General features: G+C 54.0%; 23 protein-coding genes. 13 read left to right on the forward strand and 10 right to left on the reverse strand.

Annotated elements, in window-relative coordinates; genetic code table 11:
* Positions 1-28: 28 nt before the first annotated feature.
* Complete coding sequence (locus NDQ72_19080; protein ID WKD28116.1) at positions 29-1,420, reverse strand: FAD-binding oxidoreductase; 1,392 nt, start codon at positions 1,418-1,420, stop codon at positions 29-31.
* A 291-nt stretch (positions 1,421-1,711) separates the two neighbouring features.
* Here NDQ72_19080 and NDQ72_19085 point away from each other — a divergent pair, with 291 nt between their 5' ends.
* The 3 genes from NDQ72_19085 to NDQ72_19095 are packed head-to-tail and all read left to right on the forward strand — an operon-like array spanning position 1,712 to position 4,535.
* Entirely contained in the window at positions 1,712-2,752 is a 1,041-nt protein-coding gene (locus NDQ72_19085; GenBank protein ID WKD28117.1) for a TRAP transporter substrate-binding protein, read from the forward strand.
* Complete coding sequence (locus tag NDQ72_19090) at positions 2,752-3,276, forward strand: TRAP transporter small permease (protein ID WKD30445.1); 525 nt, start codon at positions 2,752-2,754, stop codon at positions 3,274-3,276. The genes NDQ72_19085 and NDQ72_19090 overlap by 1 nt, the downstream gene beginning before the upstream one ends.
* Positions 3,273-4,535 (forward strand): TRAP transporter large permease, encoded by a 1,263-nt coding sequence (locus NDQ72_19095; protein ID WKD28118.1) that lies wholly within the window; start codon positions 3,273-3,275, stop codon positions 4,533-4,535. The genes NDQ72_19090 and NDQ72_19095 overlap by 4 nt, the downstream gene beginning before the upstream one ends.
* A 99-nt stretch (positions 4,536-4,634) precedes the next feature.
* On the opposite strand, the gene NDQ72_19100 is transcribed toward NDQ72_19095, so the two are convergent.
* A complete protein-coding gene (locus NDQ72_19100; GenBank protein WKD28119.1) occupies positions 4,635-5,687 on the reverse strand; it encodes a GlxA family transcriptional regulator in 1,053 nt (350 codons plus the stop codon).
* A gap of 332 nt (positions 5,688-6,019) precedes the next feature.
* Between NDQ72_19100 and dctP the strand changes: the two genes are divergently transcribed.
* From dctP to NDQ72_19115, 3 genes are all read left to right on the forward strand, one after another.
* Entirely contained in the window at positions 6,020-7,045 is a 1,026-nt protein-coding gene (gene dctP / locus NDQ72_19105) for a TRAP transporter substrate-binding protein DctP (GenBank protein ID WKD28120.1), read from the forward strand.
* Positions 7,046-7,107: 62 nt separating this feature from the next.
* The gene (locus NDQ72_19110; GenBank protein WKD30446.1) at positions 7,108-7,614 is read left to right on the forward strand and encodes a TRAP transporter small permease; all 507 of its coding nucleotides are present in this window, start codon (positions 7,108-7,110) and stop codon (positions 7,612-7,614) included.
* On the forward strand, positions 7,611-8,894 hold the full coding sequence (locus tag NDQ72_19115) for a TRAP transporter large permease (GenBank protein ID WKD28121.1): 1,284 nt from the start codon (positions 7,611-7,613) through the stop codon (positions 8,892-8,894). The genes NDQ72_19110 and NDQ72_19115 overlap by 4 nt, the downstream gene beginning before the upstream one ends.
* A 365-nt stretch (positions 8,895-9,259) precedes the next feature.
* Here the strand turns inward: NDQ72_19115 and NDQ72_19120 are convergent, their stop codons facing one another.
* Together NDQ72_19120 and NDQ72_19125 are read right to left on the reverse strand one after the other, a co-directional pair.
* Positions 9,260-11,050, reverse strand: coding sequence for a methyl-accepting chemotaxis protein (locus NDQ72_19120; GenBank protein WKD28122.1), 1,791 nt, complete (start codon positions 11,048-11,050; stop codon positions 9,260-9,262).
* Positions 11,051-11,407: 357 nt separating this feature from the next.
* Positions 11,408-12,463: a helix-turn-helix transcriptional regulator gene (locus NDQ72_19125; protein ID WKD28123.1), complete on the reverse strand. Its 1,056-nt coding sequence runs from the start codon at positions 12,461-12,463 to the stop codon at positions 11,408-11,410.
* Between the two features lie 129 nt (positions 12,464-12,592).
* Here NDQ72_19125 and NDQ72_19130 point away from each other — a divergent pair, with 129 nt between their 5' ends.
* The 5 genes from NDQ72_19130 to NDQ72_19150 are packed head-to-tail and all read left to right on the forward strand — an operon-like array spanning position 12,593 to position 18,603.
* Positions 12,593-13,087, forward strand: a complete 495-nt coding sequence (locus NDQ72_19130) for a formate dehydrogenase subunit gamma (GenBank protein ID WKD28124.1) — start codon at positions 12,593-12,595, stop codon at positions 13,085-13,087.
* Entirely contained in the window at positions 13,084-14,640 is a 1,557-nt protein-coding gene (locus NDQ72_19135; GenBank protein WKD28125.1) for a formate dehydrogenase, read from the forward strand. The genes NDQ72_19130 and NDQ72_19135 overlap by 4 nt, the downstream gene beginning before the upstream one ends.
* Positions 14,637-17,528: a formate dehydrogenase subunit alpha gene (gene fdhF / locus NDQ72_19140; protein ID WKD28126.1), complete on the forward strand. Its 2,892-nt coding sequence runs from the start codon at positions 14,637-14,639 to the stop codon at positions 17,526-17,528. The genes NDQ72_19135 and fdhF overlap by 4 nt, the downstream gene beginning before the upstream one ends.
* Positions 17,525-18,352: a formate dehydrogenase accessory sulfurtransferase FdhD gene (gene fdhD / locus NDQ72_19145; protein ID WKD28127.1), complete on the forward strand. Its 828-nt coding sequence runs from the start codon at positions 17,525-17,527 to the stop codon at positions 18,350-18,352. The genes fdhF and fdhD overlap by 4 nt, the downstream gene beginning before the upstream one ends.
* Positions 18,353-18,363: 11 nt before the next feature.
* On the forward strand, positions 18,364-18,603 hold the full coding sequence (locus NDQ72_19150; protein WKD28128.1) for a formate dehydrogenase subunit delta: 240 nt from the start codon (positions 18,364-18,366) through the stop codon (positions 18,601-18,603).
* A gap of 69 nt (positions 18,604-18,672) precedes the next feature.
* Here the strand turns inward: NDQ72_19150 and ureG are convergent, their stop codons facing one another.
* The 5 genes from ureG to NDQ72_19175 all read right to left on the reverse strand — a co-directional run bounded on the left by ureG (position 18,673) and on the right by NDQ72_19175 (position 22,845).
* Positions 18,673-19,305 (reverse strand): urease accessory protein UreG, encoded by a 633-nt coding sequence (gene ureG, locus NDQ72_19155; protein ID WKD28129.1) that lies wholly within the window; start codon positions 19,303-19,305, stop codon positions 18,673-18,675.
* 23 nt (positions 19,306-19,328) lie between these two features.
* Positions 19,329-20,051, reverse strand: a complete 723-nt coding sequence (locus NDQ72_19160) for an urease accessory protein UreF (GenBank protein ID WKD30447.1) — start codon at positions 20,049-20,051, stop codon at positions 19,329-19,331.
* On the reverse strand, positions 20,041-20,613 hold the full coding sequence (locus NDQ72_19165; protein WKD28130.1) for an urease accessory protein UreE: 573 nt from the start codon (positions 20,611-20,613) through the stop codon (positions 20,041-20,043). Before NDQ72_19165 ends, NDQ72_19160 begins: the two co-directional genes overlap by 11 nt.
* 199 nt (positions 20,614-20,812) lie before the next feature.
* Positions 20,813-22,528 (reverse strand): urease subunit alpha, encoded by a 1,716-nt coding sequence (gene ureC / locus NDQ72_19170; protein ID WKD28131.1) that lies wholly within the window; start codon positions 22,526-22,528, stop codon positions 20,813-20,815.
* The gene (locus tag NDQ72_19175; protein WKD28132.1) at positions 22,525-22,845 is read right to left on the reverse strand and encodes an urease subunit beta; all 321 of its coding nucleotides are present in this window, start codon (positions 22,843-22,845) and stop codon (positions 22,525-22,527) included. Before NDQ72_19175 ends, ureC begins: the two co-directional genes overlap by 4 nt.
* 108 nt (positions 22,846-22,953) lie before the next feature.
* Between NDQ72_19175 and NDQ72_19180 the strand changes: the two genes are divergently transcribed.
* A protein-coding gene (locus tag NDQ72_19180; GenBank protein ID WKD28133.1) for an IS3 family transposase occupies positions 22,954-24,131 on the forward strand; the annotation gives its coding sequence in 2 pieces (ribosomal slippage) (positions 22,954-23,245 and positions 23,245-24,131; 1,179 coding nt in all).
* 65 nt (positions 24,132-24,196) lie between these two features.
* On the opposite strand, the gene NDQ72_19185 is transcribed toward NDQ72_19180, so the two are convergent.
* A complete protein-coding gene (locus NDQ72_19185; GenBank protein ID WKD28134.1) occupies positions 24,197-24,499 on the reverse strand; it encodes an urease subunit gamma in 303 nt (100 codons plus the stop codon).
* A gap of 376 nt (positions 24,500-24,875) precedes the next feature.
* Between NDQ72_19185 and NDQ72_19190 the strand changes: the two genes are divergently transcribed.
* Entirely contained in the window at positions 24,876-25,811 is a 936-nt protein-coding gene (locus tag NDQ72_19190) for an AraC family transcriptional regulator (protein ID WKD28135.1), read from the forward strand.
* Positions 25,812-25,935: the final 124 nt, after the last annotated feature.

Here is a 25,935-nt window from a genome sequence, read left to right on the forward strand (position 1 = left end):
CGATACTTACTGACCATTCAGGCAAACGCTAGTCCAGCGCTATCACTTTGCCGGGGTTCAATAGACCTTTGGGATCCAGCGCGGTTTTTAGGCGTTTCATTAAGGCAATCTCCTCACTGGTACGGGAAACTGACAGATAGTCCTTTTTTTCAAGACCAATGCCGTGTTCTGCAGAAATGGAGCCGCCAAACGCTTTTAGAGGCGAATAGACAAGCTGTTCAACCTGGCGTCGGCTGTCCGGGCCATCGTCACGTACCGTGATCATAATGTGTAAGTTGCCATCACCAAGGTGGCCAAATACCACTATTTTGCCTGATTGAGGCCACTGGGCTTCAAGGTTCTCTTCTAAAATATCGACATACGCTTGCATGCTGGGAATCGGCAGGCTGACATCGTAGGAGAACATCGGTTTCAGCTCGTTCACCAGCACTTCGATATCTTCTCTTATGGCCCAGATCGCCTGACGCTGGGCTTGGGAGCTCGCCAAGGCCGCATCGGTGATCAAGTCGGCCTCTAGTGCCTTTTGCAGCACTTGGGAAAAACGCTCGGCGTCCTCGGCCTCATCCAGCCCCAACGTTTCAATAATGGCGTAGAAAGGTGAGTTATCCGCTAGTACAGGCGCATGCTTACCGCTTTCGGTGGTCATCAGTTTATAGTGATTATTCCACAGCGCTTCAAAGGCACTGAGGCTATTGGCTAGCTCACGAGAGACAAGATTCAGCAGTTGAGTCAACGCATCGAAAGAGGGCACCGCCACTAATGCCGTTTGCTCGCTGGGCATGTGGGGTTGTAACCGTAGTACTGCACGGGTCACGATTCCCAACGTACCTTCACTGCCAATAAACAGCTGCTTCAGATCGTATCCTGCATTGTTTTTCAGCATTTTATTCAATGAGCTCACTACGGTGCCGTCGCTAAGTACCGCCTCTAGTCCCAGTACCTGCTGGCGCATCATGCCGTAGCGTATTACCCGTATACCACCCGCATTGGTGGCGATGTTGCCACCAATGGTGCAAGAGCCTCTTGCCCCCAAGTCAAGTGGGAACTGCATATCGATCTCTTGCGCTGCTTCCTGTACGCGCTGCAGGGTCACGCCAGCCTGAGCTAGAACTGTGGAACCAACCGGGTCGATCTCCTCTATTTGATTCATCAACTCCAGTGACACGACGATTTCGTCTGGGCTTGCCACCCCGCCATGCACAATGCCAGTCATGCCCCCGTGTGTCACCACAGACTGGTCGGCCTGATAACACAAAGCCATGACACGGCTCAGCTGTTCTGTGCTGCGCGGCCTAACAATCGCCTTAGCGCGACAAGGCGCCCCTGTAAACCAATCTACGCTACGCTGCGAGACATCATCACCAAGCAGTACCCCCGAAGGGCCGACGATTGCAACAAGGTCGTTCAGCAACTTATCCATTTCTTATTCCTGATTTAGCTGACCACACCATTGGTTTAAGCACTTGGCGTTTAAAAACCCTGTAGTGCTTCATTCAAAAGTGCGCAATTAAAAGTAACCTCTTGCAGATTATCGCCAACCTACAAATCACTCAAGTGCAAGTTATATAAAGATTTTTAGAATTATCAAAACGAATAATGGAATAAAAATAAGTAATTTGCCCCCTATAATTAATGTGATATAGATGAGCGTTAACATGATAATAAAACCACACCTCAATATAATTAAAATCACTAATTCTTAGGAGATAATGTGACTAACCTTGCCTGCTTTACGCTGAACGCTGTGACTAAATCGGCACGCCAACTTAAACAGCTAACTCTTCCCCTTATTGGTGTAGGTCTACTCAGTTTGCCCCTCGCTGGACAAGCGGAAGAGATAGCCCCTGCTACGCTGCGCCTAGCCCATGTGGTGAATACGGAAGATACTTACCATATTGCTGCTGAGCGCTTCCAACAGCTAATTAGCGAGCGTACCGATGGCGCGGTTAGCGTGGAAATTTATCCGAATGCCTCGCTGGGCGATGAGCGCACCTTATTAGAAGGTATGCAAATCGGCACTGTGGATATGGGCATTATCACCAACGGGCCAGTGGCTAACTTCGTTGATGAGTTCTCCGTTTTCGAGCTTCCATTTCTCTTTCCCAGCTCCGAAGCGGCCTATACTGTGCTGGATGGTGAAATCGGCCAGGAAATCCTAGGCAAATTACAGGATGTGAACCTGAAGGGATTGGCATACGCTGAACGTGGCTTTAGGAATATCACTAATAGCCAGCATGCAATCAATGTCCCTGAAGACCTTCAAGGCCTGAGGCTGCGGGTCATCGAAAACGAGGTTTATGTTGATACATTCCGCGGGCTCGGTGCCAACGCTGTACCCATGGCCTGGACAGAGGCATTAACCGCCTTGCAGCAAGGCACTATTGATGGCCAGGAGAACCCCGTTAACGCTATTCATGCCTTCAACCTTGCGGAAACCCAGGACTACCTAACGATGACTCGGCATATTTATGCGCCAGCAACGTTTATTATGAGCCTTCCCGCCTGGAACGGCCTCCAGGCAGAGCTTCAGCCCATTGTGCTGGATGTCGCCAAGCAAGCATCTGCATACGCAAGAGAGCAGAATGCTATCATGGAAGCTGAACAACTGGCTGAGCTTCGCGAGGCGGGCATGGAGATCAACGAAACTCCAGATATTGAAGCCTTCCAGACCGCCGTGGCGCCAGTGTATGAGAAGTATGGCGAGCAGTTTGGTGATTATCTACCGCGCATTCAGGAGGCGCTAAATCAGTGATGGCGTTTGCACAGCCACTTTTAACACTATTGAAACGTAGCGAACGCGGGCTGGATGCCATCATCCAGCCCGTGGTCTTTGCAGGCATGGCAGCATTAATTGGTGTGATCACTCTGCAGATTGTGTCGCGGGTGCTGTTCAGCGCCGTTGGCTGGACGGAAGAAGTCGCGCGCTTTCTGCTGGTGTGGATTACGTTTTTAGCCAGTACCTTAGCCTTCCAACGCGGGCGGCATATCGCCGTGACCTTTGCCGTAGATGCGCTTCCCCTGCCCTTGCGCAAGCTAGCGCGCTTGGCTGCACTGGCGGTGGTGCTGGCGTTTATGATCGCGCTAATCGTGATTGGCTACCGCTATATGCAGGTGCAAAGCTTTCAGAAATCCGCCTCGCTGCGGCTTTCGATGACCTACATCTATGCAGTCATTCCGCTTACCGCCGCCATCATGGCGTGGTACGCCCTGGTGGATATGATTGACGTACTGGTGAACGGTGAGCCGACGGTCGCCGCTCCGGAGGAGCCACTATGACGCTGGTACTGTTCGGTCTATTCTTCCTGTTTATGCTGCTGGGTGTGCCAATTGCCTTTGCGATTGGGGCAAGCACGCTTTATGCGCTGTACCAGTCGGGCGTGCCACTGATGGTGGTCACCCAGCAGATGTTCCAGGGCATTAACTCGTTTGCCCTGGTCGCTATCCCGATGTTTATTCTGGCCGGGGATTTGATGGCCCAAGGTAAGGTCAGCGAACGATTGGTGAGCTTTGCCGATTCGTTAGTCGGCTTTATGCGCGGCGGGCTTTCGGTGGTATCGGTAATGGCAGGCATGTTCTTCGCGGCTATCTCCGGCTCTGGAGCGGCCACCACCGCGGCGGTGGGTTCAAGCCTAGTGCCAGAGCTTAAGCGTAAAGGTTACGACCCGGCCTCGGCGGCCAGCTTAATTGCTGCCAGCGGCACGATTGGCGTTGTGATTCCTCCTTCGGTACCGATGATCATCTACGCGGTAATTGCTCAGCAATCGGTATCGAAGCTGTTTTTGAACGGCTTTTTGCCGGGGCTAGCAATGGGGCTGGGGCTGATGGCCATTGCCATCACTCAAGCCTATAAGCGTCAGTATCCCAAAGGTACACCGTTGTCGCTGCCTACCATTTGGCGCACGCTAAAAGCAGCTAGCTGGGGGCTGATGACGCCGATCATTATTTTGGGCGGTATCTTCTCGGGCATTTTCACGCCTTCGGAAGCGGCGGTGGTGGCGGTCAACTACGCGCTGCTGGTATCACTGTTTGTGTATCGGGATTTAACCCTGCCCCAAGTCTATAAGCTGCTGATTCGTTCGGCGATGACCACCGCGGTGATTATGCTGGTGATTGCCATGTCGGCAGTACTCAGCTGGACACTTTCAAGCTGGCAGGTACCCGGCGCGATTGCCCAGGCGGTCCTGTCGCTTTCCACCAACCCCTACGTAATTATGCTACTGGTGGTGGCCATAATTCTGCTCACGGGGGTGTTTATCGAAACCGCTAGTGCTTTGATTATTCTTACCCCGGTGCTGCTGCCGCTGGTACTGCAGTTGGGCATCGACCCGATCCACTTTGGTTTGATTATTGTGGTGGGGCTGTCAATTGGCATGATTACCCCGCCAGTGGCGATCAACCTTTATGTGGCTTCGTCAGTGACTCAACTACCTCTGGAGCGTATCACTCGAGCAATTATCCCGTATCTTTTAGGCTTGATTGGGGTGCTGCTATTGGTGGTTTATGTACCGATCCTGCTGGGCTGGTCGGGTGGCTAAATCAGCGTTTGCACTGTTTAAAGAGAGCCTTTTTGGCTCTCTTTTTAAAGTAACGCTTATTTAGTCTCAGTACACTCATCGTGAATTCACACAAGAAGCTCACATCGAATGTTCGCCAGCTTGGCACGACTTTCTAAACTGTCCTGGTGTTACTTCAAAGAGCTGAAAAAAACAGTTGCGAAAATGAGAGATACTCACAAAACCAGTAGCAACTGCCACTTCAGCAACGGGCTTGTTAGTTTGCTGAAGAAGCTGACGCGCACGCGTTAGTCGAAGCTCCATATAGTATCGAGAAGGGCTAGCATTAACGTAATTACCAAACATACGTTCTAGCTGGCGTCTCGAAATATTGACCCAATTCGCTATTTCGGATATGGACAAAGGCTCTTCAATATTATTTTTCATCAATTGCAGCGATATTTTCAATTTTTCTGGCAGAGTGAGGTTTTGATCGACACCTATCGTTGAAATATCTGGAGAGTCTAAGCCCTTATCACAGCGAAGCATCTCTTCAACTGCACTGACCACCTCATTGCCACAGTCAGTTCTTACTACTTCAAGCATCATGCTCAATGAGCTACTCGCCCCCGCACAGCTGATACGATTACGATCCACAATAAAGCTACGGCTAGATACCGATACATCCCAAAACTGCTCTGCCATCATCGCGCGGCCATCAGGATGATAAGCGCACTGGTAGCCGCTCAATAATCCCGCCTCTGCAAGGAAGTAGGCACCGTTCCATAACCCTCCTAACATTCTGTCTTTGTTGTCAGCATGTCTCAGTTTGCTGCGCAAGAGGAGGGTTGTTTTAGGAAGTACACGCAGGCCGCCACATACAATCAACACATCAATGTTTAGGCTTGTCGCATCAAACTTGTCTAATGAATAATCCGCGGCCACTTCAATACCTAAATCAGAAACAGCTGCCGATGCCTCGCTACCCACCACCAATACTTCATACATCGTAGTAGACTTCATTAAATTCGTTGTAACGAGTGCATCCACAGCGCCAGTGAAAGCCATCATTGAAAAATTCTCTAGCAGTATAAAAGCTACTCTTTTTTTTATTTTAGGCTTTTCTAAATAGTCGCCCGAAGAAATATAAGGCATGTTTTTATTTTTCAATATGCTTGAGAATTTATCCTTCATGATGAACCTCAATTTTTTGAGCCATTGTTATTTTTTTGCAAAAATTGTACCACAGATAAATAAATCAAAAAAAATCAGCATCATTCCCTCAATGCTACAAAACTTCAAACTCAACTATGTAAAACCTGTCCAGCCTTGTGTCAAGTTGAACAACCTACACAAATTTAATCGCCTTACTTCGTCAAATAACAAGAATATACCCATCGCCATGTTCTTTTAAAAGCTTATCAAATGTCGCTATTTAGTTCCTTGGTGTCGCAAAGAAAACCTTTTCGAATGTAGTAACTGATTCAAGATGAAACCCCACCCCCTCTCCTCTGAGAAATAAACTTATGAATAATCCTAAAAGCAAAAAAGTTACTCTGGGCGCTGCAACTCTTTTGTCCTTAACAACCATGGGGAGTGTCCAGGCAGAGAACATCTCGTTGAAATTCCATAGCGGACTTTCACAATCTCGCCCTGAAGCAGAGCAGATCAACAGACTCGCTAGCTTAGTGAGTGAAAAGTCAGATGGCGAGCTCGATATCGAAGTCTACCATGCAGGCGCTTTAGGTCTTAAAGAAGCTGACATGCTGAGAGTATTGCAGCAGGGCATGGTCGATATGGCACTACTGTATGGTGAATATTACACACGTGATGCGCCTGCCTTGGCATCTGTATATGCTCAGGGCGCTATTACGGAATCTTCCCAACATGATGAAATTCTTGATGTCATCAGGGAGCTTTATGAAGACGGCTTCTCAGCTTGGGATATTCAAATCGTTGGTGGCGTCGTTGCTCCTATTTTCGATGTAGGTTTGCACTGCAAAGAGCCGGTACACACTTTGGCAGATCTACAGGATAAGAAAGTCCGCGTCTGGTCCAGACACCTTGTGGATACTTTTGAATTATTGGGCATTTCAGCTCAAGTCATTCCGCAAAATGATATGTATATGGCACTTCAAACAGGCGTTGTAGATTGTGCCTATTACTTATCTACCGTGGCCCCTACCGTTTCGCTTCAAGAAGTCACCGAGTATGAGTCTTACTTACACCCTTGGGCAGCCTCCCCATGGCTTTTTGGTATCAGTGAACAAGCGCTATCCCGCCTCAACGACAACCAACGTCAGGCGCTGGAAGAAGCCGGTGAAGAGGTTTGGAACGAGACCCGCGCCACTGCGGTTGATCCAGAGCGCGAAGCGCAGGCACGTCAAGAGCGCAAAGAATTGGGAATCACCATGCTTCCCGATTTCTCCGACGATGACGTTGAAACCTTTGTAGACGCAGCTTGGCAAGCGTGGCAAGCCATGGCGGAAAACGCAGGCGAGGATGGCATACGCTACTACGAGACAGTCACCCAAGCGATCTCCGAAGAGTAAGGGATACATAAACCAATCGAGAGCCAATACCTATTGGCTCTTTCTTTTTGGAGCTAGCCGTGATGATAAGAAGAATCAACACTGTACTGAACTATACAGCCTACGCCTCCTTTCTATTGGGCGTCATGAGCGGTATAGCAATGACGGCACTCATATTCGTCAGCACATTGATGCGCTATCTGGGTGGTCGTCCTTTGCGGTTTTCAGATGAGCTGGCGGGGCTGCTGTTCTTAACATTGACCTTCCTTTGTCTACCTTATGTACTCAATAAGGGCCGCCACATACGCATAGAAATACTCGTCAATCTGATGCCAGCAGGTATCGCGAGGATAATGGACTTTATAGGCGTCGTCGTATTACTTACGTTCTGTGCCATCTTCGCCTTTGAATCCTGGAATTTCATGAACTTCTCGTTCTCGCTCAATTCACGTACGGATATCAGTAGCATTCTCTTATGGCCGTGGATGGCCATCATGCCTTTTTCCATGGTGCTGTGCCTCTTGATTCAGCTCAGCCATGGCTTTAAACAGCCCTCGACAGATGTTGCTTCAGCGGAGGATGCGATATGAGTTGGTTACTCTTGAGCGGGGCGCTAGTTCTATTTTTAACCAGTGGCGCGATTCTAGGGGCTGCGCTGGGGCTTACGGGGCTGCTCCTGCTCCACTTTCAAGCTAACGGCGCCACCCCCTTGGCGATTAACGCAACTTGGAACATGCTAACGGATTTTACGCTAAGCGCCGTTCCTCTTTTCATATTTTTAGGTGAAATACTTCTCGCAAGCGGCGTGTCAAAACGCGTCTATAACGGTCTAACCCCTCTGTTCGCGCGTGTTCCAGGGCAATTGCTCCATACCAACATCGCTGTCTGCACCCTGTTTGGTGCGGTTAGCGGGTCAAGCACCTCTACCGCAGCAGCCATAGGCGCAGTTGGCTATCCTGAACTGACAAAACGTGGGTATAAGCCAAGTGTAGTGGTGGGCACGTTAGCTGCAGGGGGCACACTTGGGCTTCTCATTCCCCCCAGTTTGGCATTGATCATCTACGGAGCGACGCAAAACGTCTCTATTGGCCAACTCTTTATCGCTGGCATGCTACCAGGCTTACTCATTGCTGCCGCTTTTTCCACATGGATTATGATCCGCTCTAAAATTGGCGAGCCAGTAACCCCTACGTTTAAAGAGCAAGTGACCTTCAAACACGTAATAACTGGACTCAAGGAGATATGGCCTCTTCCCGTACTTATTTTCTTTGTACTGGGGACCATTTATCTGGGAATTGCGACGCCTACAGAGTCGGCGGCTTTGGGCGTAGTGGCCAGTATCGTTTTAGGTTTAACATGGGGCGATTTAACCTTCAAAAGACTATGGCAGGCGTTTAAGCATGCCTCAATCATGTTTACCGCTATCGGTATGATTTTGATTGGTACAGTGATCCTTTCTCAAGCCGTCAGCCTACTGGGTATTCCTCGTACTGCAGTCGAAACGATTGGCAGCTTTGGGCTAGGCCCGTATGGCATACTGCTGATGATCGTCATCGTCTATATCGTGCTAGGATGTTTCTTTGATGGAATATCACTGCTACTCATGACACTTCCTATCACCTTCCCGATGATCACAAGCTTAGGGTTCGACCCCATCTGGTTCGGTATTATTGTCACGCTACTTATAGAGATCGGTATGATAACGCCGCCCGTAGGACTCAATCTCTTTGTCCTATCATCCATCTCTAAAAATGAAGTTAATTTAACATCTGCAGCAAAGGCCTCCTTGCCTTACTGGCTTATTTTACTTGGCGCCATAGGAGTATTTACGCTATTTCCTAACATCATTTTGTGGGTCACTACCTTTTAGAACAACCTCAATTCACTAAACGATGCTGCTGAACTATAGGCCCTCTCTAGCTAAAGAGAGCCTATAGTTTAAATGCGATTCGCATCAGTCCCCTATCGACGTCGCTACCGCTGGAGCGCATCACTCGGGCAATTATCCCGTATCTTTTAGGCTTGATTGAGGCGCTGCTATTGGTGGTTTATGTACCGACCCTGATGTTCTTAACAGGTGGTTAGCAAGACGTTAACGCTGAGCTGAATTGCGTTGAAATAAGCGTTAATGAAAAAGGGGCTTGCCATGTGGCAGCCCCTTTTCTACTTCACCTGCTTGCTACTGCTGGTTTTTAACAACGTGTGTTTTCAGCCAGCAGGAGCATAGCGTTAGGCTTAAAACTCTTCCCAGTCGTCTTCGCCAGCGTTAACGGGTGCTGGCTTAGAGGAGAGCGCGGGTCGCTTGAGTTCCTGACGTGCACTTGGCGCGCCAGAAGGCAGAGACTGACGCGGTTGGTTTAACACTGGCCGTGCCGATGAGGCTTGTGGCTCATCGTCGCCAAGCACGAAGGTGTTGATCAGCTCATTAAGGTGCTCGGCATGACGGCGCATGTTGGCCGCTGCCGTGGTGGATTCTTGCACCATGGCCGCGTTTTGCTGAGTCATGGTATCCATTTCCGCGACGGCGGTGTTGATCTGGCCAATACCGCTACTTTGCTCCTTGGCACCCGCCGTAATCTCACCGATTACATCGGTCACCTTAGAAACACTTTCAACAATGTCATGCATTGTCGCGCCCGCCTTACGTACCAGCTCGGCACCGGTGTGAGTGTGCTTAACGGAGCTATCAATCAGCGTGCGAATCTCTTTTGAGGCATTGCTAGAGCGGCTAGCCAGTGTGCGTACTTCTTGCGCGACGACCGCAAAACCGCGGCCATGCTCACCCGCCCGAGCGGCTTCCACAGAGGCGTTAAGCGCCAGAATGTTGGTTTGGAAAGCGATAGCGTCAATCATGGTGATGATTTCGCTGATGCGCGTCGCTGAGTCGTTGATATCGTGCATCGTCCGCTCGACCTGCCCCATGGCTTCTTCACCATGTTGGGCTACTTCAGCAGTGGACTGCACCAGCTGATTGGCCTGCTGGGCATTATCCGCACTGTGATTCACGGTCGAGGTAATTTCTTCCATGGAAGCCGACGTTTCCTGCAGGTTGGCAGCAGCCTGCTCGGTACGGGTGGCCAGTTCCTCGGAGCTATGGGAGATTTCCCCCGCCGAATGATAAACACTCATGGTGCTACGGCGCACATCACGCAGGGTTTCCTGCATGCGCTCGACAAAGGCATTGAACTGAATCGCTAGGTTACCCACTTCGTCATTACTTTCTACCGCTAGGCGGCGGGTAAGGTCGCCACGGCCTTGGGCGATATCGTGCATAGCGCTGGCGGTGCGTTTAATCGGCCCAACGGTACGGCGCACAAAGCCAAATGCGAGCAGCGCCACTGCTAGAAACAAGGCGGCACCCAACAAAATAGCGAACAGGATAGACTGGCGTAGATCCGCGTTAGCGGTCGCCGCCAGTTCTGCAACAACCGCATCAACATCGGTGACATAAACCCCGGCACCGATCATCCAGCCCCATTTTTCCAGGCTATCGACATACGAGTGTTTCGGCTCAATTGCACGGGTGCTAGGGTATTCCCATAAGTAGCTATGAAAACCGCCACCGTTCTTGGCAACCTGAAGAATATCGCGAATAAGGTAATTTCCGTCTGGGGTTCGTACGTCCATCATGTTGGTACCTTCACGCTCTGGCGCAGGGGCCGTCACGATATTGTTACCATCGAAGTCGTAGATAAAAACGTAGTTATTACCTTCAAAGCGCATGGCGCGCACGATCTCGGCTACCTGCTGTTTGGCTTCCTCGTCATTGACACCTGCTTGCTCATAAATAGGAGAAATAGCGGACGTTGCCATTTGCACAATGTCGCGCACTGCATTGCGACGCTCTTCAATCAGCACCTCACGCTGATTCGCCAGCGTCTCGCGGGTGTTTTGAGTGCGTTCATAGGCGTTAAACGCGACTAACCCTGCGGTCACTATGAAAATTGGCAGTAGGACAAGCATCAACACTTTAGCCTGTAAGCTAAGGCTTCGTTTTTGCGGGGTCGAAGAAGGAGGAGTAGCCATAAGTGTTTCTCAGTAGGTCATCGGAAGAATTTTTAATAGTTTTATGCGTTTTTTATCGACCTAACCGGTGTCAACTTTAACCACTGCGCATACTTTTTGTTTATGAACAGCAAATTAACGCTCAAAATTGCGCTTTCATAACCTGCGTTAAGGTTATCTTCGGCCTACCCGTCCACTGTAGGGGTGTGGTGGCCAAGGATGGCCCGTTTTAGCAAGCCGCTAGCCACCTATTGTTGACTGCGCTGCCCCCTATTGGGGCAGCGCAGTTTTTTATGGTGGGCAAGATTGTCACCATCATCAGCTTCCAGCTTCCGCCTCTAACACGGTGTGGTAAGCGTGGAACCACCTTCTCCAACGTCATAAGAAATCAGGAATTTCAATAACACTACCGCATTGATGGGGGCTATAGCCCGGTAAACGATTCACCGCTTCTTGAAAGGAAGCACTGCGTAACACCCGCAAGAAGTCATCGAACTTTGGCTCCTTTAAGGAGTGATAGTGACAGGCCAATACGTAGTCCTCAGTGGCTAACGGCACAAAATCAAGCCCAAACCGTTGCGCGGCAGCCGCTACACCAAAGCCGGTATCCGCCATTCCCGCAGCGACATAGGCCGCCACCGCTGAGTGGGTATACTCCTCAATCTCATAACCATCCACGTTGGCTGCTGAAATACCAGCTTCGGCCAGCAGGTTGTCTAACAGCTCCCGGGTACCCGACGATGCCTGACGGTTTATAAACCGTACCGGCCTGTTGGCCAGAGCGGCAACGCCATCAATTCCCAGCGGGTTACCCGGCGCCACCATTAATCCCTGTTGACGTGCGATAAACCCCATTAGTCGATGATTGCGGGGCTTGAGCAGACGACGGTATTTGCGTCGCGCCTTCTCACCCACGTTACCCCGAGGCAGGTGGCAGCCCGCCAGATCGCAGCTATTGCGGTTAAGCGCTGCTAGCGCTTCCAAAGGGCTGCAGTACTGCAGATCAAGCTGGAGCTCCCCCAGATGCTGTGGCAATAGCTCTATCGCAAAACCGTGGCTGGCATGCAGGCGCAGAACGGGTTGAATACCTTCCTGATGCTGTTGAATAGCAAGATTAAGCTCAGATCCCAGGCTATCAAGTTGTGGGCTCAACCGAGCAGTGGCGCGCTGTTCGGCCCATAGCAGCTTCTCACCCAGCGGCGATAACCGCGCCCCGCGCCCACGCTCAAGTTCAACAAGAGAGACACCAAAAAACTCCCCACCCTGGCGCAGTAAATTCCACGCGTGACGATAAGAGATCCCTGCTTCCTCGGCGGCAAGAGTCAACTTGCCATGACGATGCACTGCCCCCAGCAGGCGCAAAAGGTTGGTATCGAGCCGATGCCCATCGTCATCGCTAAAGCACCAGGTGGGCGTTACCTTGATTCTTTTCATAGGCACTACTTTTCATATTTTTAAGTTGATAACTTGATGCTAGCTTTGTCCTAACCGTGATGCACGCCTTTTTAAATATGAAAAGTAGTGCATATTTAAAACATAATAAGCAGTCGCGAGGCAGGCACCATGAACCATTCCCAGGAGTGGGCGCCACAGGCTATTCAGGCCGAAGTCGATGCCCTGAAGCACAAGCCCGGCGCCCTACTGCCGATCCTCCACGCCCTCCAAGATCGTTTCGGGTTTATCCCCGAGGCAGCAGTCCCCATCATCGCTGAAGCGCTCAATCAAACCCGCGCCGAAGTACACGGTGTCATCAGCTTCTATCACCACTTTCGCACCGCGCCGCCAGGCCGCCACGTGGTTCAGATCTGCCGCGCAGAGGCCTGCCAGGCGGTGGGCGCACGCCAGCTCGAAGCTCATGCTAAGACGCGCCTAGGGGTCGATTACCATCAGACGACCAGCGACCGTGAAATCACCCTTGAGGCGGTGTACTGCCTGGGCAACTGCGCCTGCGGGCCGTCCATCCGTGTGGACGACGGCGTGCGCGGGCGGGTAACCCCAGAGGTCTTTGATGCACTGTTGGATGAGCTGCAAACCCGGCCGCTGGAGATAATCGCATGAGCATCCGCATATTCGTTCCTCGCGATACCACCGCACTGTCCCTGGGCGCTGATGCCGTCGCCAACCGATTGGAAAAAGAGCTAGCTGCCCGAGGCCAGTCAATTTCCCTGGTGCGTAATGGCTCCCGCGGGCTTGCTTGGCTTGAGCCGCTGGTGGAAGTTGAGACGCCTATTGGGCGGTTCGCCTATGGTCCCGTCACCGTCAACGACGTCTCGGCGCTGCTCGACAGCGGCCTGTTAGAGGGTAACGTCAGCCATCCCCTGGCGCTGGGCCCCACGGAGGAGATTGACTACCTCGCCGGTCAACAGCGCCTGACCTTCGCGCGTATCGGTATTACTGACCCGCTGTCGATTGAGGATTATCGCGCCCACAGCGGTTTTTGCGGCCTGGAGGCAGCGCTGCAGCGCGAGCCCCAGGACATCGTCGAGGAAGTCAAAGCTTCCGGCCTGCGCGGGCGCGGCGGGGCCGCCTTCCCGACCGGTATCAAGTGGCAAACGGTGCTCGACACCCCCGCCGATCAGAAATATATCGTCTGCAATGCCGACGAGGGCGATTCCGGTACCTTCGCCGACCGGCTGGTAATGGAGTGCGACCCTTACATGCTGATCGAGGGCATGGCGATTGCCGGGCTCGCGGTGGAGGCGACCCAGGGCTATATCTACCTGCGTTCTGAATATCCGCTCGCCAAGGAGATTCTTGACGAGGCGATTGCCCGCGCCGAACAAGCCGGTTATCTGGGTGATAACCTGCTGGGTAGCGGCCGCGACTTTCACCTGGAAGTACGCCTGGGCGCTGGCGCGTATATCTGCGGTGAAGAGACCTCCCTACTCGAAAGCCTAGAGGGCAAGCGCGGCCTGGTGCGTTTCAAGCCACCACTGCCCGCCATTGAAGGGCTATTTGGCCGCCCCACCGTAGTCAACAACGTGCTCTCGCTGGCTGCCGTACCCTTCATTCTTGCCGAAGGCGCCGAGGCCTACGCCACCCATGGCATGGGGCGCTCACGAGGCACGCTGGCACTGCAACTGGCGGGCAACGTTAAGCACGGCGGGCTGGTAGAGCTGGCGTTTGGCACCACCCTGCGCACCCTGATGGAGACGTTCGGTGGTGGCACGCTAAGCGGCAAACCATTACGCGCCGTGCAAGTGGGTGGCCCGCTAGGCGCTTACCTGCCGGAATCTCAGTGGGACTTACCGCTGGACTACGAAGCCTTTGCTGCTGACAGCGCCGTACTGGGCCACGGTGGCGTAGTGATGTTTGACGAAAGCGTCGACATGGCTGAACAGGCGCGCTTCTCGATGGAATTCTGCAAGGTGGAGTCCTGCGGCAAATGTACACCTTGCCGTATTGGCTCAACCCGTGGCGTGGAGGTAATTGATCGTATCCGCGCCAACCAAAACCGCGAGGCCAACCTCGCCCTGCTCCATGACCTCTGCGAAACGATGGTGGATGGCTCGCTCTGCGCCATGGGGGGTATGACGCCCTTTCCAGTGCAAAGCGCCCTAGCGCATTTTCCTGATGATTTTCAGCGGGCGGCGAACGGAGATAACTCATGATCAAACATTTCGACCCCCGTCAGCACTCTAGCAGCGCTGAGGTCACCAAAGACCTCGGTACGCCTTTCCCTGCCTTTGCTGCTGATGCTGCCTCGGTGAGCCTCAATATCGACGGCGTGACCATCAGCGTGCCGGAGGGCACCTCGGTACTACGCGCCGCGGCCCTGGCGGATATTAATATCCCCAAGCTCTGCGCTACTGACAGCCTGGAGCCATTCGGCTCCTGCCGGTTGTGCGCGGTACAAGTAGAGGGGCGGCGAGGCATGCCCGCGGCCTGTACCACACCGGTGGTTGAAGGTATGAAGGTGACCACCCAGAACGAACGTCTGGCCAAGCTGCGGCGTAATGTGATGGAGTTATACATCTCGGACCACCCGCTGGACTGCCTGACCTGTCCCGCCAACGGTGACTGCGAACTGCAGGATATGGCCGGTAGTGTCGGGCTGCGCGAAGTGCGCTACGGGTTCGAAGGCGAGAACCACCTTGAAGCCGTCAAAGACGAAACCAACCCTTACTTCAGTTTCGATCCTAGCAAATGCATCGTTTGCTCGCGCTGTGTGCGCGCCTGCGAAGAGGTTCAGGGCACCTTTGCTCTGACCATCGATGGCCGCGGATTTGAATCCAAGGTGTCAGCGGGACAGGCGGATTCGTTCATGGATTCAGACTGTGTTTCCTGCGGTGCCTGCGTTCAGGCTTGCCCGACAGCCACGCTGATGGAAAAGAGCGTCATCGACCACGGTGTTCCCGAGCACAGCGTCGTGACCACGTGTGCTTACTGCGGTGTGGGCTGCTCATTCGAAGCGCAAATGAAGGGTGACCAGTTGGTACGCATGGTGCCCTACAAGGGCGGCGACGCTAACCATGGTCACTCTTGTGTCAAGGGCCGCTTCGCCTTTGGCTACGCCACCCACCCGGATCGCCTGACCACACCGATGATCCGCGATAGCATCGACCAACCCTGGCGCGAGGCCAGCTGGGAAGAGGCAATCGGCTTTGCCGCCAGCCGTTTGAAAGCGATTCAGGCCGAGCACGGCCGCGAGAGCATCGGCGGCATCACCTCATCGCGCTGTACCAACGAAGAGACCTATCTGGTGCAGAAGCTGATTCGCGCCGCGTTCGGCAACAACAACACCGATACCTGCGCGCGGGTCTGCCACTCGCCCACTGGCTACGGCTTGAAGACCACGCTGGGCGAATCCGCCGGCACCCAGACCTTTGACTCAGTCATGCAGGCCGATGCGATTATCGTGATTGGCGCCAACCCCACCGACGCCCACCCAGTGTTTGGTTCGCTGATGCGCAAACGATTGCGTCAAGGCGCGAAGCTGATCGTCGCCGACCCTCGCCGCATCGACCTTTTAAAGACCCCGCACATGAGCGAGGCCCAACATCTGCCGCTGCGCCCAGGTACTAATGTGGCGCTGATCAACGCGTTGGGGCACGTGGTGGTCACCGAAGGTCTTGAAGACCAGGCATTCGTGGCCAAGCGCTGCGATACCGAGGCCTATCACAGCTGGCGCACCTTTATCAGTGAGCCACGCCACTCCCCGGAGGCCACCGAAGCGATTACCGGCGTGCCCGCCGAGGCCGTACGCCAAGCGGCGCGCACCTATGCTAAAGCAGCTAATGGCGCGATCTACTACGGCTTGGGGGTGACCGAGCACAGTCAGGGCTCCACCATGGTGATGGGCATTGCCAACTTAGCGATGGCCACCGGTAACATTGGCCGCGAGGGCGTGGGCGTGAACCCGTTGCGCGGCCAGAACAATGTGCAGGGCTCCTGCGACATGGGCTCCTTCCCCCACGAGCTGCCGGGCTACCAGCACGTGGCCGACCCCATCGCCCGCGGCCGCTTTGAGTCCGTGTGGGGCGTTAAGCTCGACGACGAGCCGGGACTGCGCATTCCCAATATGTTCGACGCCGCCATCGAAGGCACCTTTAAAGCGCTTTACGTGCAAGGCGAAGACATCGCCCAATCCGATCCCAACACCCAGCATGTTGAGGCGGCACTACGCTCGCTGGACTGCCTGATCGTGCAAGATATTTTCCTCAACGAAACGGCCAAGTTCGCCCACGTACTACTGCCCGGTTCAAGCTTTCTGGAAAAAAACGGCACCTTCACCAACGCCGAGCGGCGCATCAACCGGGTACGCAAAGTGATGCCTGCGCTGGCTGGCAAGGAAGACTGGGAAATCACTCAGGATCTGGCCAATGCGCTGGGCTACCCGATGCACTACACCCATCCGTCCGAAATCATGGACGAAATCGCCCAGTTAACGCCAAGCTTTGCGGGCGTCAGCTACGCCAAGCTGGAGGAGCGCGGCAGCCTGCAGTGGCCCTGCAACGCCGAGTACCCGCTGGGCATGCCGACCATGCACGAGGTTGACTTCCCCATTGGCCTGGGGCGCTTTGCGATTACCGAGTACGTAGCCACTGAAGAGCGCGCTAACCGCCGCTTCCCACTACTGCTCACCACCGGGCGGATTCTCAGCCAATACAACGTGGGCGCCCAGACCCGGCGTACCGACAACCAGCGCTGGCACGATGAAGACGTGTTGGAACTGCATCCCTCTGATGCCGAGCTTCGCGGCGTACGCGACGGTGACTGGCTGGGCATTACCAGCCGTTCGGGGCAGACGGTGCTACGCGCACGGCTCAGCGAGCGCATGCAGCCAGGGGTGGTGTATACCACCTTCCACCACCCCGGCAGCGGCGCTAACGTCATCACGACGGATAACTCGGACTGGGCCACCAACTGTCCGGAATATAAGGTCACAGCGGTGCAGGTGGAAAAAGTCAGCCAACCCTCCGCTTGGCAGCAGCGCTTTAACACTTTCGACCTGATCCAGCGTGACCACCTAGCCAACGCTCATCAGGAGGCGCCATGAGCACCCACCATTCACGCAACGCGGTAGCGCGCCAGCCGGTGGAGGTGCGTCGTGGCGCTAACGGCTGGTACACCGATACCCAGGAGGATCTACTGGCCTTAGAAAGGCCAGTAGCACTGGTCTACAACGGCATCTCCCATGCGGTGATGATGGCAAGCCCCGCCGACCTTGAGGATTTTGCCCTCGGCTTTAGCCTTTCCGAAGGTATCCTGGCCAATATCACCGAGTGCTATGACCTCGATATCCACGAAGCGCCTCAGGGCCTCACCGTTCACCTCACCATTGCCAGCCAACGGATGGCTGAGCTCAAGCAGCGGCGGCGCAGCCTGACAGGGCGTACCGGCTGCGGTCTGTGCGGCACCGAAGCCCTGGAACAGGCTATTCGTCCGATCCCCTCGGTCGTGGCACCGTCGCTTAGCGATGCTGCCATTCAGCGCTCCCTGCAGGAGCTGGCCACCCAGCAGCCACTGCAAGCAGCCACTGGCGCTAGCCACGGTGCCGCTTGGTGCGATACTCAGGGTCGCATCCTACGGCTACGCGAGGATGTCGGCCGCCACAACGCGCTGGACAAACTGATCGGCGCGCTCGCCCGCGAGGCAGCCCCTCTAGAAGAAGGGTTCGCGCTAGTCACCAGCCGCGCCAGCTACGAGATGGTTCATAAGTGCGCTAGCACGGGCATCGGCGCACTGGTGGCTGTCTCGGCGGCCACCGCGCTGGCCGTGGAACAGGCCCAAGCGTCAGGCCTACTACTGGCGGGCTTTGCGCGACCTGGTCGCCACTTGATCTACCACCGCCCCATTACAATGGCGATTGCCCACGGCTGAGGAGACACTCAATGTCGACGCATAACGATAAAAACCTGATTCACATGATTAACCAAATCGCCGTGAACTTGCGCAGCGGCCACGACGAAGAAACGGCGGCAACAGCCATCTGTCGACACCTGGAAACCTTCTGGGCAAGACCAATGAAACAGCGCCTAGTGGCCTCACTGGAACGTGAGGATGATGAACTGTCACCGTTGGCACGGCGCGCTGCGTTGTTATTGGCTGAGCGACAAACCCGCTCGACATAGTGGCTTGCCACTTGGCAAGCCACTGCTAGCGAGTACTTGTTATTTTATTGCAGCAACTTTTTCTACCGGCTATGCCGTTGCTGCCTGGGGTCGACGCTCATCCAGCATGCCTTTGTCGAGAATAAAGCGGATGATCTCTTCAAGGCCTACCCCGTCGTAAAGATTGGTAAACACAAAGGGGCGCTCGCCGCGCATTTTCTTCGAATCCCGCTCCATCACCTCAAGCGATGCATGAACCTGCTCGGCAATATCGATTTTGTTGATAATCAGCAGGTCTGACTTGGTAATGCCTGGCCCGCCTTTACGGGGGATCTTATCGCCTGCGGAAACGTCAATCACGTACAGCGTGAGATCGGAAAGCTCGGGGCTGAACGTTGCAGAGAGGTTGTCGCCACCGGATTCCACCAGTACCAGCTCTAGTTTAGGGTGACGGGCATGTAGCTCGTCGATGGCCGCTAGGTTCATCGAGGCATCTTCGCGAATGGCGGTATGCGGGCAGCCGCCGGTTTCCACACCCAGAATGCGGTCGGCAGGCAGCGCATCGTGTTTGAGCAGAAAGTCGGCGTCTTCACGGGTATATATGTCGTTGGTCACGACGGCGATATCGTAGTAATCCCGTAGCGCCGAACAAAGCTGCTTAAGCAGTGCCGTTTTGCCGGAACCCACCGGGCCACCCACACCTACACGTAAACAGTGCGTCATTGTTATCTCCTACTCATAAGCATTTAACTTCTAAACAAGCGTGAATATTGTGTTTCGTGAAGAGCGCTGGCCAGCGCCACGCCGGGCAGTATCGGGCCAAGGTCATCATCTTCTAGCAACAGAGCTTGGTCGACGGCCGCCACCAGTTCCCCGCGCAGCTGTTCAATCACCCGCTGGGCGGCGGTATGGCCCAGGGGTAGTGCTTTGCAGGCCACTGCCAGTTGGTTTTCCAGCCACGCCCAGCCAAACCCTAATAGCGCTTGGCGCGGGGGCACACGGCGCATAAAAGCGGCGTAGCTAAATAGCGTCACATAGCCTGCATGGGCAGGTAATAAAGGCGGCAGACAGCCTTCACTTCGCTCATCCAGGCGGGGTAATAAGTCCAGGCTGCCCAGCAGACGTTTGAGTGAAGCGCCCAAGCGGCTATCCTCAGCGGCTAATTCAGCGGTTTCGCGGGTGGCCGCCAACCACTCGTCCCACTGAGCGATTGCATCGCTGTCATGCTGCTCAAGGGCGGTGTAAAAGCGCGCGATCAGCGGCAGTTCACAGCGGGTTAGGCCATCTTCCAGTACGCCAGAAAGCCACTCAGAAAGGCTTTGTTCATCACTTACCCAGCCCAGCTCAAAGGCGCTTTCCAGCCCTTGGGAAAACGCAAAGGCACCGATGGGTAGCGCTGGGCTGACCAGCTGCATTAGCCCTAGCAGGGCTAAGTCATGGCTTTCTGGTGCGGCATGCTCAGTGGGCATGATGATGCTCATGCGCGTGTGAATGGTCGTGGTCATGAGCGTGGTCGTGGGAGTGCCCATGACCATGAGAATGCCCGTGAGAATGCCCGTGAGAATGTCCGTGAGAGTGCCCGCCGCCACCTACTTGGTTATAGGCCCCTGGTTCTGGATCGAAGGTGGCGTTGTGGTGCTCAAGCTCAGCCCCCAGTAGTTCCGCCAGTTCTTCTAACACATGGTCGGGTGGGAAACGCACCCAGCCACCCTTGTCGTCTTCGCCCAGCGCCAGCTGTACATGGCGGTTGCCAAGGTGGTACGCCAGCCGCGCCAGGGGTAAGCCGGTGCTTACTCGCGCGGTCACCACCGGTTCGATGGCGGCACGTATGCGCACCACGTCGCCACTTTCAGCTTTTAAGCCTTCGCCATCGCGCAGCACTGGGCCACGGTCTAGAAACAGCCCCAGCTCGCGGCCGCTATCGCTTTGGGCTTTTAGGCGCCCGCGAATGCGCAGCTCAAAGGGCAGCGTCAGCGTGTCGCTGGCGGTGCTTTCGTCTATCGGCCCTAAACGTTCTATCAGTTTCAACATGACTACCGTCCTTTCGCTATCTATGCGGCTGTGGCGGGGGTAGGCCTACGAGAGGGCGCTGTGAATACCTCCCTGTACGCTACTTTTGCCACCTGACCTCCATGGATGGAGGAAATGCCGGAAATGTAGGGAACATTTTCCGGCCATGGCAAAAGACCCTCTCTACGGCCTACCCCCGGCGCCCTGGATAACAACTCAATCAAAACAAATGATACCGCTGCGCCAGTGGTAGCTCGGTCGCTGGCTCGCAGGTGAGTAGCTCGCCATCGCAGCGCACTTCATAGGTTTGTGGGTCAACGGTAAGCTCTGGGCAGGCGTCGTTGAGCTTCATATCTTTTTTGCGCACGCCGCGTACGTTTTTACAGGCGGAAAGCGTGCTCTGCAGGCCCAGACGCTCTTTAATGCCTGCGTCAATCGCCGCTTGGCTCACGAAGTTGAGCCGCGTTTGGCTGGCGGCCTTTCCAAACGCCCCAAACATAAAGCGATAATGCACCGGCTGAGGGGTAGGAATAGACGCATTGGGGTCGCCCATGGGCGCCGCCGCAATCATGCCGCCTTTTAAAATCAGCGAGGGTTTTACGCCGAAAAATGCCGGCTTCCAGAGCACTAAATCAGCCAGTTTGCCAACTTCGATGGAGCCCACCTCATGGGCAATGCCATGGGTAATCGCAGGGTTAATGGTGTATTTGGCGATATAACGCTTGGCGCGCAGGTTATCCGCACCCAGGGCTTCATCTTCGGGCAATAAACCGCGCTGCACTCTCATTTTATGAGCCGTTTGCCAGGTACGGCAGACCACTTCGCCCACTCGCCCCATGGCTTGGGAATCCGAGGCAATCATCGAGATCACGCCCAAGTCGTGGAGAATATCTTCGGCGGCGATCGTTTCACGGCGAATACGTGAGTCGGCAAAGGCCACATCTTCAGGAATGTTGGGGTCCAAGTGGTGGCAAACCATCAACATATCCAGGTGTTCGTCGATGGTGTTAACCGTATAAGGCCGCGTCGGATTAGTGGAAGACGGCAGCACATACTCTTTTGAGCAGGCGGTCAGGATATCCGGCGCGTGACCGCCGCCTGCCCCTTCGGTGTGATAGGTGTGAATGCCGCGCTCTTTAAACGCCGCCAGGGTGTCTTCCACAAAGCCGGATTCGTTGAGTGTGTCGGTGTGGATCGCGATCTGCACATCATACTTCTCTGCCACACTGAGGCAGTTATCAATGGACGCAGGCGTGGTGCCCCAGTCTTCGTGGAGTTTAAGCCCCATGGCCCCGGCTTCCAGCTGCGCTTCCAACGCTTCCGGCAAGCTGGCGTTGCCTTTGCCTAACAGGCCAATATTCATCGGCAGGTCGTCCACCGCTTGCAGCATTTTGCCAATGTGCCACGCGCCAGGCGTGCAAGTGGTGGCGTTGGAGCCAGTCGCCGGACCGGTGCCGCCGCCCAGCATGGTGGTCACGCCGCTCATCAGCGCTTCTTCTACCTGTTGGGGGCAAATAAAGTGAATATGCGCGTCGATGCCTCCAGTGGTAAGAATCTTGCCTTCGCCTGAGATAATTTCAGTGCCGGGGCCAATCACTATATCTACATCGGGCTGGGTGTCGGGGTTGCCTGCCTTGCCAATCGCGGCAATGCGCCCGTTTTGCAGGCCGACATCGGCTTTAACAATGCCCCACCAGTCTAAAATCAGCGCGTTGGTAATCACCGTATCCATCACCGTGGCGTCGTTACGCTGGCTTTGCCCCATGCCGTCGCGGATGACCTTACCACCGCCGAACTTCACCTCATCGCCGTAGTGGGTAGCGTCTTGCTCCACTTCGATCCACAGTTCGGTATCGCCCAGGCGCACGCGGTCGCCTACCGTGGGTCCATACATATCGGCGTAGGCTTGCCGGCTGATTGTGTTAACCGGTTTCATTGTTTATCTCCATCGAGCGCACCCATCACATCGCCGCGGAAGCCGTAAATTTCGCGCTTACCAACGAAGGGAATTAGCGTAACCTCGCGGGTCTGGCCTGGCTCAAAGCGAATCGCGGTGCCCGCTGCCACGTCTAAGCGAAAACCACGGGATTTGCTGCGATCAAATACCAGCGCGGGGTTGGCTTCAGCGAAGTGGTAGTGAGAGCCGATCTGAATAGGGCGGTCGCCGGTATTGGCCACTTCGACGCTAATCCGCTCGCGGCCCACGCATAGCTCAATATCACCGTCTTTTAACTGATACTCACCGGGAATCATCTGCTTGCTCCTGCGTCGCGGTGCTGAGAGTGGGAGAGGTAAGTCGTAAGGTGGGGGAACTTGGAATGCCCCTGAAAAAGTAGACACCTTTTTCAGAGAGAAGGTGTTATGAAATATAAGCGTAGCCCCAGGTATTCCGATGAGTTTAAACGTGAAGCCGTGCAAACGTCACTCTCTTCACCGCAGACGCAGACAACGCTTGCTGCCAAACTATGTATACATCCAAATACATTAAGTCGTTGGCGCAAGGAGTTGACCATGGATCACACATCGTCTGACAAGAAAATTGCCAATGATGGCCCTGAAAAAAGCGTTCAGGAGCTTGAAAATGAAATCAAGAGATTAAAAAAGCAGCTAAGAAGATCCCAGCTGGAGACTGAAATTTTAAAAAAGGCGGACGAGTACTTTATCAAGCACGGCAAGTAAAATTTGCTTTTATTGAGATCCATCGCCAGTTGCGGTGGCCGCTCTCAATAACTTGTGAAGTACTCGGTGTCTCTCGCTCAGGTTACTACCGATGGAAAGGTCGCCAACGGTGTCCTGGAAAAATGCAAAAGCGCCATCAAAGCATCACGTCTTTTTTGCTAGAGCGTGCCAAGAAAATGAACAGTGTGCCCGGTTATCGGAAGCTATGGATTGAAGCTCAAGATGAAGGGTACCGCTGCGGGAAGAATCAGGTTCAACGCCTCCTTCAAGAAGCAGGCTATCGTTCCTGTACCGCCTTGAAACCCGGGTATCGGCGCGCTGTGTCGACATTACCCGTTTTGCCTAACTTACTGAATCGGCGATTTTCAGTTGGCGAGCCGAACAAGGTTTGGGTCTCGGATATTACCCAGATTCGCTGTAAGGAAGGATGGCTCTATCTGGTGGCGGTCATGGACCTTGGTACCCGTCAAATCGTTGGTTATGCGCAGGGGGCAGTCAACAGTTCACAGCTGGTGTTAAACGCGCTGGAGTCAGCCTGGAAGCATTCTCAGCCGGTCGGAAAGGAATTGCTTTTTCATTCTGACCAAGGCACACAGTATCGCAGCGAAGAGGTGATGGCGTGGCTTAACGGCCGTGAGGTCACAATAAGCATGTCTCGCCGAGGAAATTGTTGGGATAATGCCTGTGCAGAAAGCTTTTTTGCCTTGCTCAAGAAGGAATGGACAAAGCCGCTAGGCACTATAGAACGAAGCGATATGGGCGATGAGGTCCGATACTATATTGATGAGTTCTATCCAAAAATGAGAAGGCACATGGCGCTAGGAGGTCTCACTCCCAGCGCCTATGCTGCGAACAGTTAAGCCCAAGTGTCTACAAAAATGGGGGCATACCAACTCCTCACACCTCACACCTCACTATTCACCCTTCACACAATGGGGGTATGTACGGTCACGAGCTTGGTGCCGTCCGGAAAGGTGGCTTCTACCTGCACCTCATCCACCATTTCCGCTACGCCATCCATGACGTCATCACGGCTAAGGATTTCACGGCCGTAGCTCATTAAGTCGGCGACACTTCTGCCGTCACGGGCACCTTCGATAATTTCAAAGCTGATCAGCGCGACGGCTTCGGGGTAGTTAAGCTTTAGGCCACGTGCTTTGCGACGCTCGGCAAGCTGGGCGGCAGAAAACAGCAGCAGCTTATCTTTGTCTCGCGGGGTCAGTTCCATAGCGGCTCCATTGGCTCAATCAGTGGCTGCGCTTAACAGAAACGACGGTGCAGGATTCGGAACAACACTCCCAGACTATCGAAACCGAGCACGCCTATTTGAAGCAATGCAGCGCAACCGCCGTACCAAAATGGTGAATAGAAAAAATAGTTATTATTATTCAATGGTTTGAAAAATATCGACTTTCTCTTATTCGCACCAAAACTGCACCATGCTAATTAGCCAGCCCCTTCTTTCGCACCAAAGAAGTGCAATTAAAACGCTCCACTTAGCATTAACTATCAAATAATAATAAAACACATTACTATTTGTGCGCGTCTTTTAAATAAGGCTGTTTGTTGAACCTTTGTTTCTACACCAGGTTGAGACACACCACGTGACCATTAGCACCCGCTATACCGTTGATCATTTTTTAGGCTACGGACGCCGATACAGTATCGATTACTGCTTTCCCATCACTTCCAACGCTGCCTGCACGCCGAAAACATCGATCGCCCAAGGGCGTGTAGAGGAAGTTAGCCTAGCGGCGGGGGTGGAGCTTTTTATTTCCGATTTGGATGTGCTGCGACCTTATCAATCGTTCTCTAAGGGCAATACCGATCTGCTGATTGTGGTGATGTTAGAGGGCTGCGCACATTTTGATATTGATGGCCAAAAGCGTTGGATAACGGCCGGGGAAGCTTGCTGGCTAAGGCTGGACACAGGTTTAACGCTCAGCGCTTTTCATCCTGCTAATCAACGGCTTCGCACGCTATGTCTGTCGCTCGACGCACCAGCGATGCAGGCTTGGTATGGTGCTCACATCTCATCGTCATCCCTCCATGTCTGGCAACTCAGCCCTGGGTTACAGCTCACCATCGATGAAGCATGCGGTACTTCCAGTAGCGCTGAGTCACAGCGCATGCGCTTTCAAGGGTTAGCACTGCAAATCATCGCCCAGGGGCTGGACGGCCGTTCGCCATATACGGCTGACAGTGGCGCACTGTACCGACAGCGCTTGGCGCTAATACGCCGCTGGCTGGATGAAGAGCCGTCGCTTGACCACACGCTGCAACGCTTAGCGGATCGCGCGGCTATGAGCCCAAGTACGTTAATGCGGCATTTCAAGCTGGCTTACGGCCTAGCGCCAATCGACTATTTGCGCAAGCGTCGGCTTGCGCTAGCGCGTGAGCTGCTGCTGAGCGGCCACAGCGTTCAACAAGCGGCACATTTAAGCGGCTACCGTCATGCCAGCAACTTTATTACTGCCTTCAAGAAAAACTACGGTATCTCGCCGGGTGCTTTGACGGAAAGTTCCCTTAAACGCTCCTAAAACGATACGGCTGACGTTTGCGCATAATCAATTGCGCGGCGGGCATAACCGCCCGCCCAGCATAAATGGAATAATTCTCATTATGAAATATTAACTACTAGCAACATCCACTTTGGAAAACCGC

Source organism: Halomonas sp. KG2, from assembly GCA_030440445.1.
In the GTDB taxonomy this organism is placed as follows: Bacteria; Pseudomonadota; Gammaproteobacteria; order Pseudomonadales; family Halomonadaceae; genus Vreelandella.

What these genes read in the sequence shown, in the direction of transcription:
- NDQ72_19080 (WKD28116.1), bottom strand. Translation starts at nt 1,420, where the DNA reads ATGGATAAGTTGCTGAACGACCTTGTTGCAATCGTCGGCCCTTCGGGG.
- NDQ72_19090 (WKD30445.1), top strand. Translation starts at nt 2,752, where the DNA reads ATGGCGTTTGCACAGCCACTTTTAACACTATTGAAACGTAGCGAACGC.
- NDQ72_19095 (WKD28118.1), top strand. Translation starts at nt 3,273, where the DNA reads ATGACGCTGGTACTGTTCGGTCTATTCTTCCTGTTTATGCTGCTGGGT.
- NDQ72_19100 (WKD28119.1), bottom strand. Translation starts at nt 5,687, where the DNA reads ATGAAGGATAAATTCTCAAGCATATTGAAAAATAAAAACATGCCTTAT.
- dctP (WKD28120.1), top strand. Translation starts at nt 6,020, where the DNA reads ATGAATAATCCTAAAAGCAAAAAAGTTACTCTGGGCGCTGCAACTCTT.
- NDQ72_19110 (WKD30446.1), top strand. Translation starts at nt 7,108, where the DNA reads ATGATAAGAAGAATCAACACTGTACTGAACTATACAGCCTACGCCTCC.
- NDQ72_19115 (WKD28121.1), top strand. Translation starts at nt 7,611, where the DNA reads ATGAGTTGGTTACTCTTGAGCGGGGCGCTAGTTCTATTTTTAACCAGT.
- NDQ72_19120 (WKD28122.1), bottom strand. Translation starts at nt 11,050, where the DNA reads ATGGCTACTCCTCCTTCTTCGACCCCGCAAAAACGAAGCCTTAGCTTA.
- NDQ72_19125 (WKD28123.1), bottom strand. Translation starts at nt 12,463, where the DNA reads ATGAAAAGAATCAAGGTAACGCCCACCTGGTGCTTTAGCGATGACGAT.
- NDQ72_19130 (WKD28124.1), top strand. Translation starts at nt 12,593, where the DNA reads ATGAACCATTCCCAGGAGTGGGCGCCACAGGCTATTCAGGCCGAAGTC.
- NDQ72_19135 (WKD28125.1), top strand. Translation starts at nt 13,084, where the DNA reads ATGAGCATCCGCATATTCGTTCCTCGCGATACCACCGCACTGTCCCTG.
- fdhF (WKD28126.1), top strand. Translation starts at nt 14,637, where the DNA reads ATGATCAAACATTTCGACCCCCGTCAGCACTCTAGCAGCGCTGAGGTC.
- fdhD (WKD28127.1), top strand. Translation starts at nt 17,525, where the DNA reads ATGAGCACCCACCATTCACGCAACGCGGTAGCGCGCCAGCCGGTGGAG.
- NDQ72_19150 (WKD28128.1), top strand. Translation starts at nt 18,364, where the DNA reads ATGTCGACGCATAACGATAAAAACCTGATTCACATGATTAACCAAATC.
- ureG (WKD28129.1), bottom strand. Translation starts at nt 19,305, where the DNA reads ATGACGCACTGTTTACGTGTAGGTGTGGGTGGCCCGGTGGGTTCCGGC.
- NDQ72_19160 (WKD30447.1), bottom strand. Translation starts at nt 20,051, where the DNA reads ATGCCCACTGAGCATGCCGCACCAGAAAGCCATGACTTAGCCCTGCTA.
- NDQ72_19165 (WKD28130.1), bottom strand. Translation starts at nt 20,613, where the DNA reads ATGTTGAAACTGATAGAACGTTTAGGGCCGATAGACGAAAGCACCGCC.
- ureC (WKD28131.1), bottom strand. Translation starts at nt 22,528, where the DNA reads ATGAAACCGGTTAACACAATCAGCCGGCAAGCCTACGCCGATATGTAT.
- NDQ72_19175 (WKD28132.1), bottom strand. Translation starts at nt 22,845, where the DNA reads ATGATTCCCGGTGAGTATCAGTTAAAAGACGGTGATATTGAGCTATGC.
- NDQ72_19185 (WKD28134.1), bottom strand. Translation starts at nt 24,499, where the DNA reads ATGGAACTGACCCCGCGAGACAAAGATAAGCTGCTGCTGTTTTCTGCC.